At 27.2% G+C, this 18,975-nt stretch carries 18 protein-coding genes and 1 riboswitch; of the genes, 17 read left to right on the plus strand and 1 reads right to left on the minus strand.

Features of this window, described 5'->3' with window-relative positions:
* Positions 1 to 81 precede the first annotated feature (81 nt).
* From BTM21_RS03120 to BTM21_RS14200, 8 genes are all read left to right on the plus strand, one after another.
* On the plus strand, positions 82 to 2,040 hold the full coding sequence (locus BTM21_RS03120; RefSeq protein WP_096145335.1) for an elongation factor G: 1,959 nt from the start codon (positions 82 to 84) through the stop codon (positions 2,038 to 2,040).
* A gap of 85 nt (positions 2,041 to 2,125) precedes the next feature.
* Entirely contained in the window at positions 2,126 to 3,052 is a 927-nt protein-coding gene (locus BTM21_RS03125; protein ID WP_021876178.1) for a M15 family metallopeptidase, read from the plus strand.
* Between the two features lie 156 nt (positions 3,053 to 3,208).
* The gene (locus BTM21_RS03130; protein WP_079481859.1) at positions 3,209 to 4,381 is read left to right on the plus strand and encodes a sensor histidine kinase; all 1,173 of its coding nucleotides are present in this window, start codon (positions 3,209 to 3,211) and stop codon (positions 4,379 to 4,381) included.
* Complete coding sequence (locus tag BTM21_RS03135) at positions 4,368 to 4,865, plus strand: response regulator (RefSeq protein ID WP_079481503.1); 498 nt, start codon at positions 4,368 to 4,370, stop codon at positions 4,863 to 4,865. The genes BTM21_RS03130 and BTM21_RS03135 overlap by 14 nt, the downstream gene beginning before the upstream one ends.
* Before the next feature lie 413 nt (positions 4,866 to 5,278).
* The gene (locus tag BTM21_RS03140) at positions 5,279 to 5,971 is read left to right on the plus strand and encodes a PHP domain-containing protein (RefSeq protein WP_021876175.1); all 693 of its coding nucleotides are present in this window, start codon (positions 5,279 to 5,281) and stop codon (positions 5,969 to 5,971) included.
* Between the two features lie 196 nt (positions 5,972 to 6,167).
* Positions 6,168 to 7,538 carry an MATE family efflux transporter gene (locus BTM21_RS03145; RefSeq protein ID WP_021876174.1) on the plus strand — a complete coding sequence of 457 codons (1,371 nt, stop codon included), beginning with the start codon at positions 6,168 to 6,170 and terminating at the stop codon, positions 7,536 to 7,538.
* 78 nt (positions 7,539 to 7,616) lie between these two features.
* Entirely contained in the window at positions 7,617 to 8,102 is a 486-nt protein-coding gene (locus tag BTM21_RS03150; RefSeq protein WP_021876173.1) for a hypothetical protein, read from the plus strand.
* Between the two features lie 11 nt (positions 8,103 to 8,113).
* Positions 8,114 to 8,317 (plus strand): GNAT family N-acetyltransferase, encoded by a 204-nt coding sequence (locus BTM21_RS14200; RefSeq protein ID WP_161493104.1) that lies wholly within the window; start codon positions 8,114 to 8,116, stop codon positions 8,315 to 8,317.
* Between the two features lie 167 nt (positions 8,318 to 8,484).
* Here BTM21_RS14200 and BTM21_RS13635 read toward each other — a convergent pair whose 3' ends face one another.
* Positions 8,485 to 8,655, minus strand: coding sequence for a hypothetical protein (locus BTM21_RS13635; RefSeq protein ID WP_161493103.1), 171 nt, complete (start codon positions 8,653 to 8,655; stop codon positions 8,485 to 8,487).
* A 355-nt stretch (positions 8,656 to 9,010) separates the two neighbouring features.
* Positions 9,011 to 9,192: riboswitch (cobalamin riboswitch) on the plus strand.
* Between the two features lie 118 nt (positions 9,193 to 9,310).
* Here BTM21_RS13635 and cobT point away from each other — a divergent pair.
* The 9 genes from cobT to BTM21_RS03200 all read left to right on the plus strand — a co-directional run bounded on the left by cobT (position 9,311) and on the right by BTM21_RS03200 (position 18,934).
* Positions 9,311 to 10,423 carry a nicotinate-nucleotide--dimethylbenzimidazole phosphoribosyltransferase gene (gene cobT, locus BTM21_RS03160; RefSeq protein ID WP_021876171.1) on the plus strand — a complete coding sequence of 371 codons (1,113 nt, stop codon included), beginning with the start codon at positions 9,311 to 9,313 and terminating at the stop codon, positions 10,421 to 10,423.
* A gap of 1 nt (position 10,424) precedes the next feature.
* Positions 10,425 to 10,955 (plus strand): cob(I)yrinic acid a,c-diamide adenosyltransferase, encoded by a 531-nt coding sequence (locus BTM21_RS03165; protein ID WP_096145336.1) that lies wholly within the window; start codon positions 10,425 to 10,427, stop codon positions 10,953 to 10,955.
* On the plus strand, positions 10,952 to 11,503 hold the full coding sequence (locus BTM21_RS03170) for a bifunctional adenosylcobinamide kinase/adenosylcobinamide-phosphate guanylyltransferase (protein WP_079481501.1): 552 nt from the start codon (positions 10,952 to 10,954) through the stop codon (positions 11,501 to 11,503). Before BTM21_RS03165 ends, BTM21_RS03170 begins: the two co-directional genes overlap by 4 nt.
* Positions 11,500 to 12,255 carry an adenosylcobinamide-GDP ribazoletransferase gene (locus tag BTM21_RS03175; protein WP_079481500.1) on the plus strand — a complete coding sequence of 252 codons (756 nt, stop codon included), beginning with the start codon at positions 11,500 to 11,502 and terminating at the stop codon, positions 12,253 to 12,255. The genes BTM21_RS03170 and BTM21_RS03175 overlap by 4 nt, the downstream gene beginning before the upstream one ends.
* 12 nt (positions 12,256 to 12,267) lie before the next feature.
* Positions 12,268 to 12,648: a bifunctional adenosylcobinamide kinase/adenosylcobinamide-phosphate guanylyltransferase gene (locus BTM21_RS03180; protein ID WP_021876167.1), complete on the plus strand. Its 381-nt coding sequence runs from the start codon at positions 12,268 to 12,270 to the stop codon at positions 12,646 to 12,648.
* The gene (locus BTM21_RS03185; RefSeq protein ID WP_079481499.1) at positions 12,641 to 13,243 is read left to right on the plus strand and encodes a histidine phosphatase family protein; all 603 of its coding nucleotides are present in this window, start codon (positions 12,641 to 12,643) and stop codon (positions 13,241 to 13,243) included. Before BTM21_RS03180 ends, BTM21_RS03185 begins: the two co-directional genes overlap by 8 nt.
* Positions 13,244 to 13,253: 10 nt before the next feature.
* The gene (gene cbiB, locus BTM21_RS03190; RefSeq protein WP_021876165.1) at positions 13,254 to 14,198 is read left to right on the plus strand and encodes an adenosylcobinamide-phosphate synthase CbiB; all 945 of its coding nucleotides are present in this window, start codon (positions 13,254 to 13,256) and stop codon (positions 14,196 to 14,198) included.
* Positions 14,198 to 15,265 (plus strand): threonine-phosphate decarboxylase CobD, encoded by a 1,068-nt coding sequence (gene cobD / locus BTM21_RS03195; RefSeq protein ID WP_021876164.1) that lies wholly within the window; start codon positions 14,198 to 14,200, stop codon positions 15,263 to 15,265. Before cbiB ends, cobD begins: the two co-directional genes overlap by 1 nt.
* 189 nt (positions 15,266 to 15,454) lie before the next feature.
* Positions 15,455 to 18,934 carry a 5'-nucleotidase C-terminal domain-containing protein gene (locus tag BTM21_RS03200; protein WP_021876163.1) on the plus strand — a complete coding sequence of 1,160 codons (3,480 nt, stop codon included), beginning with the start codon at positions 15,455 to 15,457 and terminating at the stop codon, positions 18,932 to 18,934.
* Positions 18,935 to 18,975 lie beyond the last annotated feature (41 nt).

Below are 18,975 nucleotides of genomic sequence, written 5' to 3' on the forward strand. Positions count from 1 at the left end.
AAGATATGGAATACAGCTAGGTATTCCATATCTTTTTTTATATAATAAGTTTATAGAAACATTATTTAGAGGTAGTAAAAGATGAAAAAAACAATTGGAATATTAGCTCATGTAGATGCAGGTAAAACAACTCTTGCAGAGCAAATACTATATCATACAAAGAGTATAAGAAATAGAGGAAGAGTAGATCATAAAACATCTTTTTTAGATAATCATAATATAGAAAAAGAAAGGGGAATAACTATATTTTCAGATCAAGGTATATTTGAATATAATAATTCAACATATTATTTAATAGATACTCCAGGTCATATAGATTTTTCTTCAGAAATGGAAAGAGCACTTCAAATAATGGATTATGCAATATTAATTTTAAGTGCAGCAGAAGGAATTCAAGGACATACAGAAACGGTTTGGAGTTTATTAAGAAAACATAATGTGCCCACTTTTATATTTATAAATAAAATTGATAGAGAGGGAACTTCTTTAGAGAAAATATTAGAGGAAATTAAAAATAAATTTACAAAAAATATTTGTTATATTTCAAAGGATTTAACTAAAGAAGATATGGAAGAAGAGGTTATAGAATGTGTTGCAGAAAATAATGAGGAGTTATTAGAAAAGTACTTAGAGGGAGATTATGATAAAAACTTATGGGAAAAGACACTTAAAGAGAGTATTAAAGAAAATAAAATTTTTGTAGTATCTAGTGGGTCAGCTCTTCAAGATAATGGGGTAGAGGAATTTATAAATAATTTAGATAAGTTAACTTTTACAGATTATAAAGAAGATAAAGAGTTTTCAGGAAGAGTATATAAAGTAAGACATGATAGTGAAGGTGCTAGAATAACATATATAAAAGCCTTAACAGGAACATTAAAAGTTAGAGATGAAGTAGAATATGGAGATTTAAAAAATAGAAAATCAAATAAAGTAAGTCAAATAAGAATATATAATGGAATTAAATATAAGACTGAGGATAAAGTTTCAGCAGGAGAATTATTTGCTGTAGTTGGGTTAATAGATGCAGTGCCTGGTGATGGAGTAGGAAATATAAAGGGTAACATTAATTATGATATGATTCCAACATTAAAGTCTAAGGTTATATATGATGAAAAATTAAATCCAAAGGATATTTTAAAAGTTTTTAAAATTTTAGAAGCTGAAGACCCTGCTTTAAATATATTATGGGATGAAAGTCTTAAAGAATTACAAGTTAATATTATGGGGGTTATACAATTAGAGATATTAAAAGAATTAGTTAATGAAAGATTTAAAATAGATATAAGTTTTGGACCTTGTGAAATTTTATATAAAGAAACTATAAAAGGTGAAACTTTAGGATATGGTCATTTTGAGCCATTAAAACATTATGCAGAGGTTCACTTAAGTATTAAAGAAGGTAAAAGAGATAGTGGAATAATTTTTACAAGTAAATGTCATACAGATAATTTAACTGTAGGACAACAAAATTTAGTAGCTACTCATATTTATGAAAAAGATCATAAAGGGATATTAACAGGTTCACCTATTACAGACTTAGAAATTATATTGATAACAGGTAGAAATCACGATAAGCATACAAGTGGAGGAGACTTTAGAGAGGCTACCTTAAGAGCTTTAAGGCAAGGATTAGAAAAAGCAAATAATATTTTATTAGAACCTTATTATAATTTTAATATAGATATTGAAATTGATTATATGGGTAGAGTTTTATCAGATATACAAAAATTAAATGGATCATTTGAAATAAAAGAAAATAAAGGTGATAGAGTAATAATAATAGGAAGAGGGCCAGTAGCAACTTTTATGGACTACAGTAAAGAGTTTATAGCCTTAACTAAAGGTAAAGGGAAAATTAATTTTATATTTGATGGATATGACTTATGCCATAATGAAGAAGAAGTTATAAGTAAGATATCTTATGATAAAAATGCTGATATTAATTATACTTCAAGTTCAATATTTTGTTCTAAAGGGCAAGGTTTCATAGTTCCATGGGGAGAAGTAGAAAAATATATGCATTGCTTAAAGAGTTAAAATTATCAATACTTAAAATAAAGAATACATATAAAAATTATCCTTGGTAAACATAAGAATGAAAATATTCTTATGAGGTGAGGCTATGAAGAAATTTATAAAAAAAATATTAGTTATAGGTATTTTTCTATTTAATACCATGGCTGTAAGTGTGTCAGCAGTTAATATGGAAGATAACCAATTGTATAATATTACAGCTAAAAGAGATTTGCTAGTATTAATGTTAGCATATAAAGATGAAATCAATACTATAGAGCAGGATAGTAATGGATTAATTTATTTAGTAATGAATAGTGGTAATAAGGTATTATATGATGATAAAAAGCCTAAAAGTGACGAAGAGAAGTTATCAAACCCAGATGTGCAAGATATGTTAGAAGTTAGATACCCATTAGATGAAATTGAAAAAGTTCAAAAGGGTAATAAAGATCCAGGAAGAGCAAGGGTATATACTTTGTTAAATGAAGTTTATGGAAGTAGCGAAGGAAGTATAACTAAGAATTTGGTACAAACTTCAACTAATTATGGAACATTTCCTTTTAATAAAAAGGCAGATGCATCAGAAAATTTAAAGAAGGCATTAAATGAAGCCTTTGAAGCATCAAAATCAAATCCTAAAATAGGAGGTTTTGTAGCACCTGTAAATGGAACTTTTAATTATAGAGTAGTAAGAGGTACAGGAAGGCTTAGTGCACATGCTTATGGAATTGCTATTGATTTAAATAGACATAACAGCGATTACTGGAAATGGGTAAGTGAAGAAGAAGGTTCTAAAAGAATAGCTTCTTATCCTAAAGAATTAGTTAAAGCTTTTGAAAATAATGGCTTTGTTTGGGGTGGTAAATGGGAGCATTTTGATATATTACATTTCGAATATAGGCCAGAATTTATATTAAAAGCTAAGTATTTTTCAAAGGATGAGATAGTGGAAAATGGAAATTGGTATGATGGAATAGAAATTACAGAAGATATAAAAAATAAAATAGATATAATAGATAAAACAATACATTGAATGACAAAAATTGTCTAATAATAAATTATTAAAGGGAAATTACATTGAGGATAATAATATAATATGCTAAAATATTATAGTAAAATATTATAATATTAAAAGAATTACTAACTAATACTATGAAATAATAGAAGGGTATTGAGAGTAGAAAAAAAGATGAAAAAAGATAATAGTTATTTTGCAATAAATTTAATAATAGATAAAGTAATAAGTGAAATAAATGATGGTAAAAATAATATTTTTAAAATTGTAGATAATTTAAGAGATGAGTTTCAAAATAAGAAACAAGAATTAGATGAAATAAAAATACAAATAGATGAAATTATTAGAGAAGTAGATGAATTAGAGCAAATAGATAGAGGAATGAGAAGACTTTTAGCTAAAACTTCTAGGAACTTTAAAAATGGTGCAGAAGAATTAGTAAGAGATATATACGAGGAAACTCTAGATATAAGAGTAAAATATATAACTAAGCAAAATAAGGAAAAAGAGTTAAGGAAACAAAGGGATGATTTAGAGCAAGTATTGAAAAATTATTTGAAAAACATAGAAGATGCTGACAATGTGGTTAATAAAATGAATGTAGCGTTAGGTTATTTGCAAGGAAAAGTTCAAAAAGATATAAAAAATTTTCAGGGAGATTCTCAATTATTATTAGGAATTAAAATTTTAGAAAATCAAGAAAATGAAAGAAAAAGAATTGCAAGGGAAATTCATGATGGACCAGCACAATATCTTGCTAACTCATTGATGAGGATAGATTTTTGTAAAAAAGTAGTTGAAAAGGATTTAAGTAAAGGGTTAGAGGAGTTAGACGACTTAAAAGCTAATGTAAAAAAAGCATTAAAGGAAGTTAGAGGGATATTATTTGATTTAAGACCATTAGCATTAGAAGATCAAGGATTATATGAAGCTATAGAAGAAATGGTTAGGAATATATCAAATGATACAAATATAAATATTGAAGTTGATAGTATTCCTAATAATGTTTATATAGATAACATAATACAAATAGCTATATATAGATTAATTCAAGAAATTTTAACTAATATAGAAAAACATTCTCAAGCTAATAATGTAATTATAAAGTTTTCTTGTGAAAAAGATCATATAATATTTATGATTAGAGATGATGGCGTAGGATTTAATGTAGAAGAGACATTAGGATTTATAAAAGAAAATGGGACAAGTTATGGATTAATAGGAATATTAGATAGAGTAAATCAACTGCAAGGTGGAATAGAAATAAAATCAACTAATAAAATAGGTACTACATATATTATAAAATTGCCAACCAATAGAGGAGCACAAAGAAATGACAGAGAATAAAATAAAAATATTTATTGTAGATGATCATGACTTAATTAGGGAAGGCTTAGATAGAATATTAAGTTTTGAGGACAATATATCTATATTAAGGGAATGTAAGAATGGAAGAGAAGTTTTAGAATTATTAGAAAAAGAAGTTCCAGATATTATTTTATTAGATATAAACATGCCTGTTCTTAATGGTATAGATACTTTAAAGGAAATCAAAAAAAGATTTAATAAAATAAAAGTTATTATGCTTACAGTTGAAGATGATAGAAGAACCATAACTGAAGTTATAGATATAGGGGCTGATGGATATATATTAAAAGAATCAGCAGGTAGTGAAATTGTTAATGCTATAAAAGCAGTTTCAAATAATGAAAAGTATATGGATGTGGCTCTTCTGAAAATAATATTCCATGACATAAAAGATAATTTTAGAAAAGAAAAAAGTATTATTTATACTGATAAAACTAGTGTTATACAACAAATAATTAAATAAGCACCATCAAAAGGAGCAATATAGTTGCTCCTTTGATTTTTAGATTAAATTTAAAAATTCAAGCCTATAAATTCAGTTGTTCTCACTAATTGAAAATCTTCTTTTTTTTATACCTAATTCAGCTATGATGATTTTTTCAAGATTTTCTTTTGAAAGGGGACATAGTAGTCTATATCCAGTATAACCTCCAACTTTTATTCAAATTTGCAATAATAATTATATAGTATTATTTCAACATAAATAGACTTATTTTCTGAAAAAGAGGATATTATTTATAATTACTTCATAATGTTTAAAAATAAACACTATTTAAGAAAAATATCAAAATAAAATATAAATAGAGTTATAAATTAGTTACTAAATTATATCTAAGGCATATTATATAAATGAACAAATAATATGTGAGGGTATAAATGTACACAAAAGGAGACTTCCATTTGCATACAACGGAATCGGATGGTGAACATACGCCTACAGAGGTAGTAAAAATAGCAAAGGAAAAAGGGTTAGATATAATTTCTATAACAGATCATAATACAATATCTGGCATAATCGAAGCTAAAAAAGCAGGAGAAGAGTTAGGGATTAGAGTAATTCCAGGCTTAGAATTATCAACAAGATATAATGGTAATAAAATTCATATACTAGCATATTTTTTAGATGATAGATATGAAAATAAAGATTTTAATAAAGGGTTAAGGTATATTAAGAATCATAATATACAAGCATTAGAAAAACTTATGAAAGGAAATATTTCAGTTTTTAGAGATAATGAAAAAAATAGATTAGATATACAAACTGGAATAGAGTTTTTAAAGTTTTTTGGAGGAATGATTGTATTAGCACATCCAATAAAAATAAAATCTAGAGTATTTAAAGAAATTATAAATTTAGAGTTTGATGGTATTGAAGCTATATATTTTAAAAATACTAAAGAGGAAACAGAGAGTTTTAAAAATTTAGCTAAAGAAAGAAATATAATATATACAGCAGGATCAGATTTTCATACTAATAATAAAATAGACAGAAGGCATGGAAATATAGGTGATGTTTTTTTAAATAAAAATGAAATAGAAATATTTTTAAATAAGATAAATAGCAAATAATAAATAAAAAATCTAGCTAAAAAGTAGATAAAAAATCTATTTTTAAGTTAGATTTTTTTTGTAAATTAAGAGGTATAAAAAATAAGTAAAAATTAAGAAAAATTTTAAAAAATCTATTTATTAAACAAGATTAAAGTAGTATTATATTATAAGTAGTTATATGAATTATAATTCAAAATGAAAAGGGGATGAGTAAATGGCAAAAGGAACTACAAATTTAGGAAAAGATTCAGTAGGGAAATTATTATTTAAATTAGCTTTGCCAGCTATTATAGCTCAACTTGTTAATGTATTATACAACATAGTTGATAGAATATTTATAGGAAGAATACCAAATGGGGATTTAGCTATGGCTGGTGTTGGAGTAGCATTCCCAATAATAATGATAATATCAGCAGTTAGTGCACTTGTAGGAATGGGAGGAGCTCCTTTAGCAGCCATAAAAATGGGTGAAGATGATAATGATGGAGCAGAAAAAATAATTAGTAATAGTTTTACTATGTTAATAGTTCTTGGAGCTTTATTAACAGTAGGATTTTTGATATTCAAAGAGCCTATACTTTGGGCTTTTGGAGCAAGTGAAGCAACTATTGGTTTTTCTAATAATTATTTAACGTTATATTTAATAGGAACAGTATTTGTTCAAATAGCATTAGGGATGAATCCATTTATTAATACACAAGGTTTTGCAAAAACAGGTATGATAACTGTAATGATAGGTGCAGTTATAAATATAATATTAGATCCTATTCTTATATTTGGTTTTGATATGGGGGTTAAAGGTGCAGCTTTAGCAACAATATTAGCTCAAATAATTTCTGCAATATGGGTGTTATTCTTCCTATTTGGTAAGAAGAGTACAATTAAGATAAGAAAGAAATATTTAATACCAGATGTAAAAATAGTAGGTTCAATTGTAGCTTTAGGTATTTCACCATTTATAATGCAAGCTACTGAAAGTTTGGTGTTAATAACATTAAATAATAAGTTATTTATGTATGGAAGTGATTTAGCAGTTGGAGCTATGACTATAATGAGTAGTATTATGCAAATAGTAATTCTCCCATTAATGGGATTATCTCAGGGAGCACAACCTATTATAAGTTATAATTATGGTGCAAAGAATCATGATAGAGTAAAAAAGATATTTAAAATGTTACTTATTAGTTGTTTAATATACACAGGTGTAATGTGGGCTTTATTAATGATATTCCCACAAGTATTTGTAGGAATATTTAATAATAAACCAGAACTTGTAGAAATTACTTCATGGAGTATAAGAATTTACTTTGCAGGTATCTTTATGTTTGGGGCTCAAATAGCTTGTCAACAAACTTTCCTTGCACTAGGGCAAGCAAAAATATCTTTAATGTTAGCATTACTTAGAAAGGTAATACTTTTAATTCCATTTATCTTTATATTACCAGTATTCTTTAGTAATAAATTAATGGGAGTATTAATGGCAGAACCATTTGCTGATGTAATAGCAGCATTAGTAACTATAACATGCTTTATAATATTTTATAGAAATACTTTTAAAGAAGGAAAAATAGGGTTAAATGAGTAGTTAGTAACATAAAATTAAGCGATAAATAAGAATTTATAGTGATGATTATATGAAGAAATAGATGATTATGAATTTGAAGTGTATGATGTAGAGGAAGCGATAACAAAATTCAAGGAACTATGTCAGCCAGATGTGGATTGTTATGATAGTGAAAAGAAATGTTGGTTTTATCTTGTAACGTATTATTTATATAAAATGGGATATGAGATAAAAGAATTTCCTAAAGTGTTAGCGAGACCCTCTGTACAGCCTAATGACTTTGCTTACGGAGAAATAAGAAATAGAATTATTGCTCAGGGAGGTGATGATAATGGAACCGTTCGATATGCAGTTAGAAGAGAATTTGTTGCAAGTTTTACCTTCGAGTTGAAATCTAGTCATATTGATATAGATAACTTGATAAATCAAAAATTTGTTGAGATATCAAATAGACAAGCATCTTTCAATAATATGAGCACAGATGAAGCAATAGCAGAAAGAAATTCCTATTCGCAAGATCAAAAGAATTTCTTTGTTAATTATGGATTGACCATTATTAACGTGATACATTCGTTAGTTAAATAAAAATAGTTTGGGTGAGAGGTATAGCAATAGAAGCTATAAACGAAATCATTCAGTATTCATTTAATGATGAACATATTAGCTCTATTGTTTATTCTCACTTTATTAACAATATACAATCTAAAAAAGTAATTGAGAAAAGTGGGTTCAAGGATAAACTAACCACTGATAATAAAATTTACTATTATTTAAATAATGGAGGTAATTATAAAAAATAGAAATTGAAAAATATGGATTAAGAAATTTTTATGTTTATTTTTTATAAAAGTTTGATATAATATAAATAAGAAAAGCTTAGTGCGTCAACACTAAGCAATCCTTAGAACGTTTTTAGTTTTAGGGCTATTGGATTTAATTAAATAATTTTAATTATGAAAAAGCACAACTATTCTTGGTCGGATGGAGTGCTTTTTTCATTTGTTTTAAAACTTAATTTAAAACATTTAATACCTATGTTAAGTTCAAATTCTAAAAGTTTAGTTTTTGAACTTAAAGCCTTTAGTATAACTATTAATAAAAATATTATAAGAATTAACAAAGTAAGTATCATATCCAATACCACCCCCTTAAGCTAAGATGAAAATCATCAATAGCCCAAGGTGGGAATACGTACAACCACCGTAGCCATCCTCTACGGTATTTCAAATATTACTTTTAAATTATACCATAATTGGTTATGGAATATACATAATAAATAAATGGTAATAGCTCTTGATCACTAATGGATTGAGTACTCTTAACTTACAGTTTGTAAATAAATCAGATCTTGTACTCCCCGATAAATTCCGAAGTTTCCATTAGACATTTATTAATAGTGAAAAATTAAGGCAATAATGTTAAAAGTATTATTAGATTATGTTATAATGAAATATAGAAATAATATCTAAATTATAAGATATTATAACAAAAAGAGGAATAATTTCTGTAGAGGTTGTTTATTACATTAAAAGGGAAATAGGTTTAATTCCTATGCGGTCCCGCCGCCGTAAGAGAGGAGCTAGTCTTAAAAGTCACTGAATATTTATTTTGGGAAGACTAAGACAAAAGGTTATGATTCTCAAGCCGGAATACCTGCCTGTACTTTAAACACTATTAACTTCACGGTGTATGAAGGGTGTATTGTATAATAAAATATTTTATTAAGTTTATACAAGCATCTTACAAATAGTAAGGTGTTTTTTTATTTATAATTATAAAATGGGTGTGATGTAATGAATAGTAGAAATAAATTAATGAATTTTATAAATGAAATAGAACCTTTAGATGAAAAAATCATGAAAGAAGCTAGAGTAAGAGTGGATTCTTTAGCTAAACCATTAGGAAGTCTTGGAAAGCTAGAAGATATAGCAATAAAACTTTCTGGTATTACTGGTAAGTTAAAAAATAGTATAAATAAAAAATGTATTATTGTATTATCGTCTGATAATGGCGTAGTAGAAGAAGGGGTAGCTTCAGCACCTCAATATGTTACGTTAGCACAAACTATTAATTTTACTAAGGGATTAACTGGAGTGGCTGTTCTTGCAAAGGAAAATAATACTGATTTAATTGTAGTAGATGTAGGTGTTAATACAGACGAAAAAATTTATGGTGCAATAAATAGAAAAATAAGAAAAGGCACAAACAATATAGCTAAAGAAGCTGCTATGAGTTATGAAGAGTGTATTAATGCAATAAATGTGGGTATCGAGATGGTGGAAAAAGCATATGCTAAAGGCTATGATATTTTAGGTGTAGGAGAAATGGGAATAGGAAACACCACAACAAGTAGTGCTGTATTAATTGCGTTAACAGGCTGTGAAGTTAAGGAAGCTGTAGGAAAAGGAGCTGGAGTAACTAAGGAAGCTTTTGAGAAAAAAAAGCGTGTAGTAAAAAAAGCTTTAGATATAAATAAACCTAATAAAGATAATCCAATAGATGTATTATCAAAGGTTGGAGGTTTTGATATAGCTGCAATGACAGGTGTGTTTATAGGAGCAGCACATTACAAAATACCAGTTGTTATAGATGGATTTATATCTTCTGTTGCAGCTTTATCAGCGGTAAGGTTAAATCCTTTAATAAGAGAATATTTGATTCCGTCTCATTTATCTAAGGAAATTGGATATAATATTGCTATGAAGGAGTTAAATTTAGATTCAATGATTAATTTGGATATGAGATTAGGCGAAGGAAGTGGTTGTCCTATAGCATTTTCAATAGTTCAGTATTCATGTGCAATGATGAATAATATGGCAACTTTTGAAGAGGCAAAAATAAACCCAAGTTATCTAGAAACGGTAAGAAGTAAAGATAGTTATATAGTAGAAATTAAGGAGGATTAAAATGGAATTAGGACTTATTCATATATATTGTGGAAATGGAAAAGGAAAAACAACAGCAGCAATGGGATTAGGAGTTAGAGCTTGTGGTAGAGGGTATAAGGTGCTTTTAACTCAGTTTTTAAAAGATAATGATACAGGTGAACTAAATTCAATAGCTAAGTTAGATAACTTTGATGTATTATTTGGTGTACCTATGAAAAGATTTTTTAACTATTTAAGTGAAGAAGATAAGAGAGAAGTTATTAAAGAACATAGAAAAAGATTTGAGATGGTTACTAAAAAGGCTATAGAAGAAAAATATGATTTATTAATTATGGATGAAATCATGGCTGCTTTAAATTATGAAATTTTAGAAATAGATAGAGTTATAGAATTTTTAGAAAATAAACCTGAAAATTTAGAAGTAGTATTAACAGGAAGGAATCCAGATAAGAGGTTAGTTGATTTAGCTCATTATGTTTCTGAGATTAATCCAATTAAACATCCCTTTGAGCAACATAAAATATCTGCAAGAGTAGGGATAGAAAAATGATTTTCTTAATAATTGGGGGAGCTAAGAGTGGTAAATCTATGTATGGTCAAAATTTAGCTAAAGCTCTAGAAAGTAATAAAGGAAGATTATATTATATTGCTACAATGAATCCATATGATTTAGAAGATTTAAAAAGGATAGAAAATCATTTGAAAGACAGAGAGAGATATGGTTTTGAAACTATAGAAAAGCAAAGAAATATAGAAGAAATTTCAACAAATATAAATAAAGAAGATACTTTATTTATAGATAGCATAACTTCTCTTGTAACAAATGAAATGTTTATTAAAGATAAATTTATAGAACTTGTATCTAATAAAATAGTAAAAGGATTAAAAGACACAGTATCTAAAAGTAAAAATACAATAATAGTTTCAGATTATGTTTTTAGTGATAGTATAATTTATGATTCTTATACAGAGGCCTTCAGAAAAGAGTTAGGATATACAAATAAAGAAATAGCACAACTAAGTGATGTTGTAGTAGAGTGCTCTTATGGAAATATAATAGTTCATAAAGGAAAAGATATATTAAAGGAGATCGTATGAAAAAATATTTTAAGGGATTTTTAATGGCTGTTAGTATGTTTACAGTTATTCCATTACCTTATTATGAATGGGATGATGAGGGGGCAAGGAACATACTAAAGTTTTATCCTATAGTAGGGTTAATAGTAGGACTAATATGGTATTTAATATATATAGGAATGATATTTTTAGGAGCATCTACAATATTAATTACAGCTATAACAATGGTAGCTCCATTTATAATTACAGGAATGTTACATTTAGATGGATACATGGATGTTTGTGATGCACTTTTTTCCAGAAGAGAAATGAAGGAAAAGGTTAGAATATTAAAAGATCCCAATACAGGTGCTTTTGCAGTAATTTCTTTAGCTATATTGTTTATAGTTCAGTTTTCAGCTGTTTATACAATTGTAGATAAACAAATAGGTATAATATCATTAGTATTTATTCCTATAGTATCAAGAAGTACTATGTCACTACTATTATTAACAAAAGAGTCTATGAAAGAAAGTTCATTAGGTTCATATTTTAAAAAGGGAACTGGGAAATTTGATAGGGTATTACAAATAATAATTTTAATAATAATGATTTTAGTGTTTTATAGATGCTTAAATATAAAAGGAGTAATAATTCCTATTTCAATGGTTATTTTAGGAATTACTGTAGTAAACAATAGTTCAAAGCAATTAGGTGGAATGTCTGGAGATAGTGCTGGGTTTGGTCTTGTAATTTCAGAGTTAGTTGGAATATTATTATTAGCATTTATATAGGAGGAGTTAAAAATGATATTAGTTTTTGGAGGAGCCTATAGTGGAAAGATGAGTTGGGTTAAAAAAGAATTTAATATAAATAATGAAGATATATGTAACTGTAGTGATACTAATATAGATTTTTCAAAGAAGGTTATATATAACTTACATAAGTTTACATATTATGCAACTATAAATTCTATAAATCCAATTAATATTTTAGAAGACAATAAAGAGCTTTTAAAAGATAAAATAATTATATGTGATGAAATTTCCTCAGGAATAGTTCCTTTAAAAAAAGAAGAAAGGGAATGGCGAGAAAATACAGGTAAATGTCTTCAATATTTAAGTGAAAATTCATCTAAGGTATATAGAATATTTTGTGGAATAGAAACGGTGATTAAAGATGTATAAATTAGAGCTCTATCTTATAAGACATGGAAAAACTATTTGTAATGAAAATAGATTATATTGTGGGACAAGTAATCCATCATTAAGTTATGGAGGGAAAGATGAATTAATAGGTCTAAAAAAAGATATAAAATATCCTATTTGTAATAAATATTTTACAAGTGGAGCTAAACGAGCCAATGAAACCTTTGAAATTTTATATCCTAATATAAAATATGAAATTTTAACAGGATTTTCAGAATATAATTTTGGTGATTTTGAAATGAAGTCCTACGAAGTTTTAAAAGAGAAAAAAGAGTATATAAATTGGATAACAGATGAAATAGGTGAAGTTAGTTGTCCCAATGGAGAATCTAAAAGAGAATATAGAAATAGAGTTAAAAATGAATTTATAGATTTTATAAAAAGGTGTGAAATAGAAAATATAGAATCATCATTAATAGTATCACATGGAGGGACTATAGGAACTATATTAGAATTATTTTACAATAAAAATAAGAACTTTTATGAATGGCAGCCTAAATGTGGCAATGGATATAAATTGATTATTACGATAGATGAGAAAATAAATATAGATAAAGTAGAAGAAGTAAAGTAGGTAGATATAAATGATAGATTTAACTATAGGGTTTATATTAGATTTAATAATAGGAGATCCTGAAAATCCAATACATCCAGTTAGAATTATGGGAAGTCTTTGCAAAGTGTTAGAAAATTTTTTCAGAAATGTTATGAAGAAGTCCTTAAAATTAGGAGGATTTATAACGTGGATTATTGTGGTTTTGGTGGTATATTTTGTTAGTCATGACATATTAAAAGTAGCTATGGAAATTAATAATATATTATCAATAATTTTAAGTAGTATATTGATTTATTTTTGTATTTCAACTAAAGGATTGAAGATAGAAGGATTAAAGGTAGCAAGTTATTTAATAAAAGATGATATAGAAGGTGCGAGAAAACAATTATCATATATAGTAGGAAGAGATACAAAAAGCTTAGATAAAGAAGGCATAACAAGAGCAGTGGTAGAAACTATAGCCGAAAATATGTCTGATGGAGTAATAGCGCCATTATTTTATGTAGGAATAGGAGGGGCACCTCTAGCTATGGCATATAAGGCAGTAAATACCATGGATTCTATGTTTGGATACAAAAATGAAAAATATAAGGATTTTGGATTCTTTCCAGCTAAGCTAGATGATGTATTTAATTATATACCAGCAAGACTTACAGGGATATTTACTATAATAATAGCATTTATTTTAAAATTAAATTGGAGAAATAGTTTTAAGATTTATAATAGAGATAAAAATAATCATACAAGTCCAAATAGTGCTCATCCAGAAGCAGCTGTAGCAGGTGCATTGGGGGTAAGACTTGGAGGAGCAAACTATTATTTTGGTAAATTAGTAGAAAAACCTACCATTGGGGATAATTTAAAAGAAGTAGTTTTAGAAGATATATATATAACAAATAAAATTCTTTATGGAGTAGCTATTTTAGGATATATTTTAGCTATTTTAATAATGTTAATTTGGAGGCTTTTATAATGACTAAATCTATTCATGGAGGAAATACAGCAGAAATTTCAAGAAAGTATGGAATAAATGAAAGTAATTTAGTTGATTTTTCAGCTAATATTAATCCTCTTGGTTTAAGTAAAGAAGTAAAAAAGGCAATGATTAATGCAATTGATAAAGTAGAAAAATATCCTGATATAACTTACTACAATTTAATAAATTCCATAAGCTGCTATGAAGGAATAGATAGAAAAAAACTATTTTTAGGTAATGGAGCAGCTGAAGTAATCTTTAATGTAGTAAGAGGATTAAAACCTAAAAAGGTATTGATTCCAGCGCCTACCTTTGGAGAATATGAAGAAGCTACTTTAAGTATTAATGGAAAAGTAGAATATTATCATTTAAATGAAATAAATAACTTTGAATTAGATGAAGAGTTATTAAATAAATTAGAAGGAATAGATATGCTTTTTATATGTAATCCTAATAATCCTACAGGAGTTTTAACAAGTTGTGAATATATAGAGAAAATAGCAAAGAAAGCTTTAAAGACCAATACAGTTGTAGTTGTAGATGAATCATTTTTAGACTTTTTAGAAGATGATAGTAATTATAGTTGTATTAATATTTTGGATAAGTATGAAAATCTAATTATAATAAAATCTTTAACTAAATTTTTTTCTATGCCGGGAATAAGAATAGGTTACGGGATATCTAGTAATAGAAGTATAAGAGAGAAAATAAATAAGGTTACAATAGCTTGGAGTGTAAATATAGTTGCAGCAGAAAGTATTATAGTGGCTTTAAAAGAAAATGGATATATAGAAGAAAGCAAAGATTTTATTAAAGAAGAACAAGAATATCTGTATAATAGTTTAAAATTATTTAAAGACTTAAAGGTTTTTAAACCTTCTGTTAATTTTATAATGTTTAAGGTTTTAATAGATATTGATCTTAAAGATATTTTGATACAAGAAGGGATTCTAATAAGAAGTTGTGATAATTATGAAGGATTAGATAATTCGTATTATAGAGTAGCAGTTAGAACAAGAAAAGAAAATGATATATTAATAGATAAGTTGAAGGCAGTATTTTGATACTGTCTTTAATTTTATTTTAAAAACAAATAGGATAAGGAACTTATAAAGAAAGAATTTAACTTAATAATAAATACGAATAAAAAATGTTAACAATATAAAAATATTCGGATTTTCTCTTGAATAAAGAAAATCTAAATATTATAATTTGGATGAAAATAGATTATTAAGGAATCATAGGGGGTAGTCATGCAAAATTTAAGCAGCAAAAAGAGAGTGGTATCATTTTTACTTATTTTAACAATGATGGTTTCATTTATATTACCAAGTATAGATGTTAATGCAGTAACAGAAGAGTATGTAAATAATGATGAGGTTATAATTAATATTTTAGGAACGTCCGATTTACATGGAAGATTTATGAATTATGAATATTCAAGAGATGTTAAAGTAAATGGAGGTTTAAATCAAATAGCAACTATTGTAAAAAATCAGAGAGCAGAAAATAATAATACAATAGTTATGGATAATGGAGATACTATTCAAGGAAACTACAACCATTTATTTGTAAATGGTAAAAACCCAATGATAGCAGGAATGAATGCTATAGGGTATGACGTATTTTCTTTAGGTAACCATGAATTTAATTATGGAATGGGTAATTTAGAAAATGTAGTATCACAAGCAAATGAAAATCTAAGTGTTCTTTGTGCAAATCTTTATAAAGATGGAAATAGAGTTTTTAATCGATACATAATAAAAGAATTATCAGGAATTAAAGTAGCTATAATAGGAGTTGTTACTCCTCATATTATGAAATGGGATTCTCAACATTTAGTAGGATATAATGCTGAAAATCCAGCTATTGAGGTTTCAAAAGTAATTAAAGAAATAAAAAATAGTGGTGGGGCAGATGTGTTTGTAGTTTCAGCTCATATGGGTGTTGATGGAGAATTTGGAAAGGGAGATAGCTTAAAAGATATTGCAACAGAAAACCCAGAAGTTTCTGCAATATTAGGAGGTCATAGTCATCAATCAGTACCAAGTCAAATGATAGGTGACACTATAGTCTCATTACCAAAAAGTAATGGTGAATTTGTTTCAAAGATAGAATTAAAAGTTAAGAAAACAAATAATACAGTTGAAGTTATTGATAAAAATGCATCATTAATATCAGCTAAGGGTGTTGAAGAAGATGAAGAATTAAATAGAGAGTTAGCTGAATATCATGAAGTTGCTTTGAATGATGCTAGAAAAGTAATTGGACAAATGGTAGGAGGAGACTTAGCAAGTCCAAACGAAGTTAAAGGCATTACCCAAGCAATTATACAAGATGATGGAGTAACTGATCTTGTAAATGAAGTTCAACTATATAATAGTAAAAAGCAGTTAGAAAACATAGGTGTAGATACAAATAATATATATCAAGTATCAGCAGCAGCACTTTTTAGCTCAAATTCCAATATAAAAGAAGGTGCTATAACTAAAGCAGGAGTATCTAATATTTATAAGTATGATAATAAGCTTTATACAATAAAGACTACTGGAAAACAGTTAAAGATTTATTTAGAAAAGAATGCAGAGTTTTTCAATACTTATAAAGATGGGGATTTGACAATTTCATTTAATACAGATATCCCAATGTTCTTATATGATATGTTTGATGGAATTAACTATAATATGGATATATCAAAAGAGGTTGGAAGTAGAATTACAGAATTAACTTTTGAAAAAGATGGAAAACAAGTGGTGGATGAAGATGAGATTTACTTAACAGTAAATGATTATAGATATAATTCAGTATTAATACCTTTACTAGAAAAAGGACAACATATTAAAGTATATGATTCGAATAACGATCCAATTTCAGATGTTAGAGATTTGATAATAGACTATATAGAAAATGAAAAAGGTGGAATTTTAGAAAAATCAGTAGATAACAATTGGAAGATTGTTGGAAATGACTGGAATGAGAGCCAAAGAGAATTATTAGTTAAAGCTGTTAATGAAGGAAAAATACAAGTTCCTAATTCAAATAGCAAAGCTTTAACCTGGGGAGAACTACAACAAGCATTATCTACAAAGATTCAATTATTAAGCTTTAATGATTTTCATGGTAATGTTATTGAGTCAGGAAAAAATGTTGGATCAGCTAAGTTTGTTGGAGAAGTAAAAAGATTAAAAGAAGAAAATCCAAATACATTTGTATTATCAGCAGGAGATTCTTTCCAAGGTACAGCTATATCAAATCTTCTTCATGGGGAACCAGTAGCTGTTATGATGAGAGAAATGGGAGTAACTTATTCTGCAGTTGGAAATCATGAATTTGATTGGGATAGAAGTAATATAGAAGAATGGGCAAAAATTGGTGAGTTTGAATTTTTAGCTTCAAATATTTATGATAAAGCAACAGAAAAACCAGTTGAATGGGCAAAACCTTATGGTAAGATTGAAGCTGGTGGAAAGACAATAGGACTTATAGGATTAGCAACACCAGAAACTGCGTATAAAACAAAACCTGACAATGTTAAGGATTTAGAGTTTAGAGATATGGTAGAAAGCACTAAGTATTGGGCAGAATATTTAAGAAATACAGAAAAAGTTGATGCAGTAGTTGTTCTTGGACACATAGGTAGTGAGCAAAATAGTAAAACTAAGGAAATTAAAGGAGAAGCTGCTGATTTAGCAAAAGAAGTATCTGGTATAGATGCAATAATATCATCACATACTCATAAGTTTGTAAATGGAAAAGTTAATGATACGGCAATTGTACAAGCAGGATATAATGGTAGAGGTATTGGGAAATTACAATTTATATTTGATTATAATGGTAATTTAACTGTAGAAAATGAAGTAGATCAAATTTATAAGAGAGTATCAGAACTACAAGAAGATGAAGGTATGAAAACTATTATTGATAATTATAATAGTGAGTTAGAGCCAATATTAAATGAAGTGGTTGTGAATATAGATACAGATCTTACTCATGATAGATATGAAGGTCTTTCAAAGTTAGGGCAATTTATGAGCAAATATATGGCTGAAGCAGTAGGTACTGAAATTGCTATAACAAATGGTGGTGGACTTAGAAAACCTCTTCCAGCAGGAGATATAACAGTAGGAGATATGTGGGAAGTAATGCCTTTTGATAATACATTAGTAACAATGAGCCTTAAAGGATCAGATATAAAGAAAGTTATTGAACATGGTATTATGAATGAGTCAATAGGTTGGGTTCAATTCTACGGATTAAAAGTATATTATGATAAAGATGCTAATGAAGGAAATAGAATAACATCTATGAGGTTATTAGATGGAACTAAGATTGACATGAATAAATATTATACTGTAGTAACAAATGATTTTATGGCAACAGGTGGAGATAATTATGACTTCTCATCATCTAAAGATATGGTAGATACAGGACAACCTATTAGAGATGCTATAATTAATATATTAAAGCCTCTTGGAAAGGTAAGCTTTAATTTTGATGGAAATACTTTAGTTTCAGGAAAAGATACTCAAGTAGATGAAGATAACTCAGGTAATTCAGGAAGTACAGATAATTCAGGAAATCAAAATAATGGAGAAAAACCAGAAGTAGGTGGAGTAAATAATGATAAATTACCAACTACAGGATCTCCAATATCACCTAACTTTATAGTATTTTTAGGGTCATTATCAATAATTGGTGGAATGGTAATTAGAAAAAAGAAAAATATAGGATAATTATTTACGTTGACATATTATAACAACAATAATATAATCAT

It is taken from the genome of Clostridium chauvoei (assembly GCF_002327185.1).
Taxonomy (GTDB): Bacteria; Bacillota; Clostridia; order Clostridiales; family Clostridiaceae; genus Clostridium; species Clostridium chauvoei.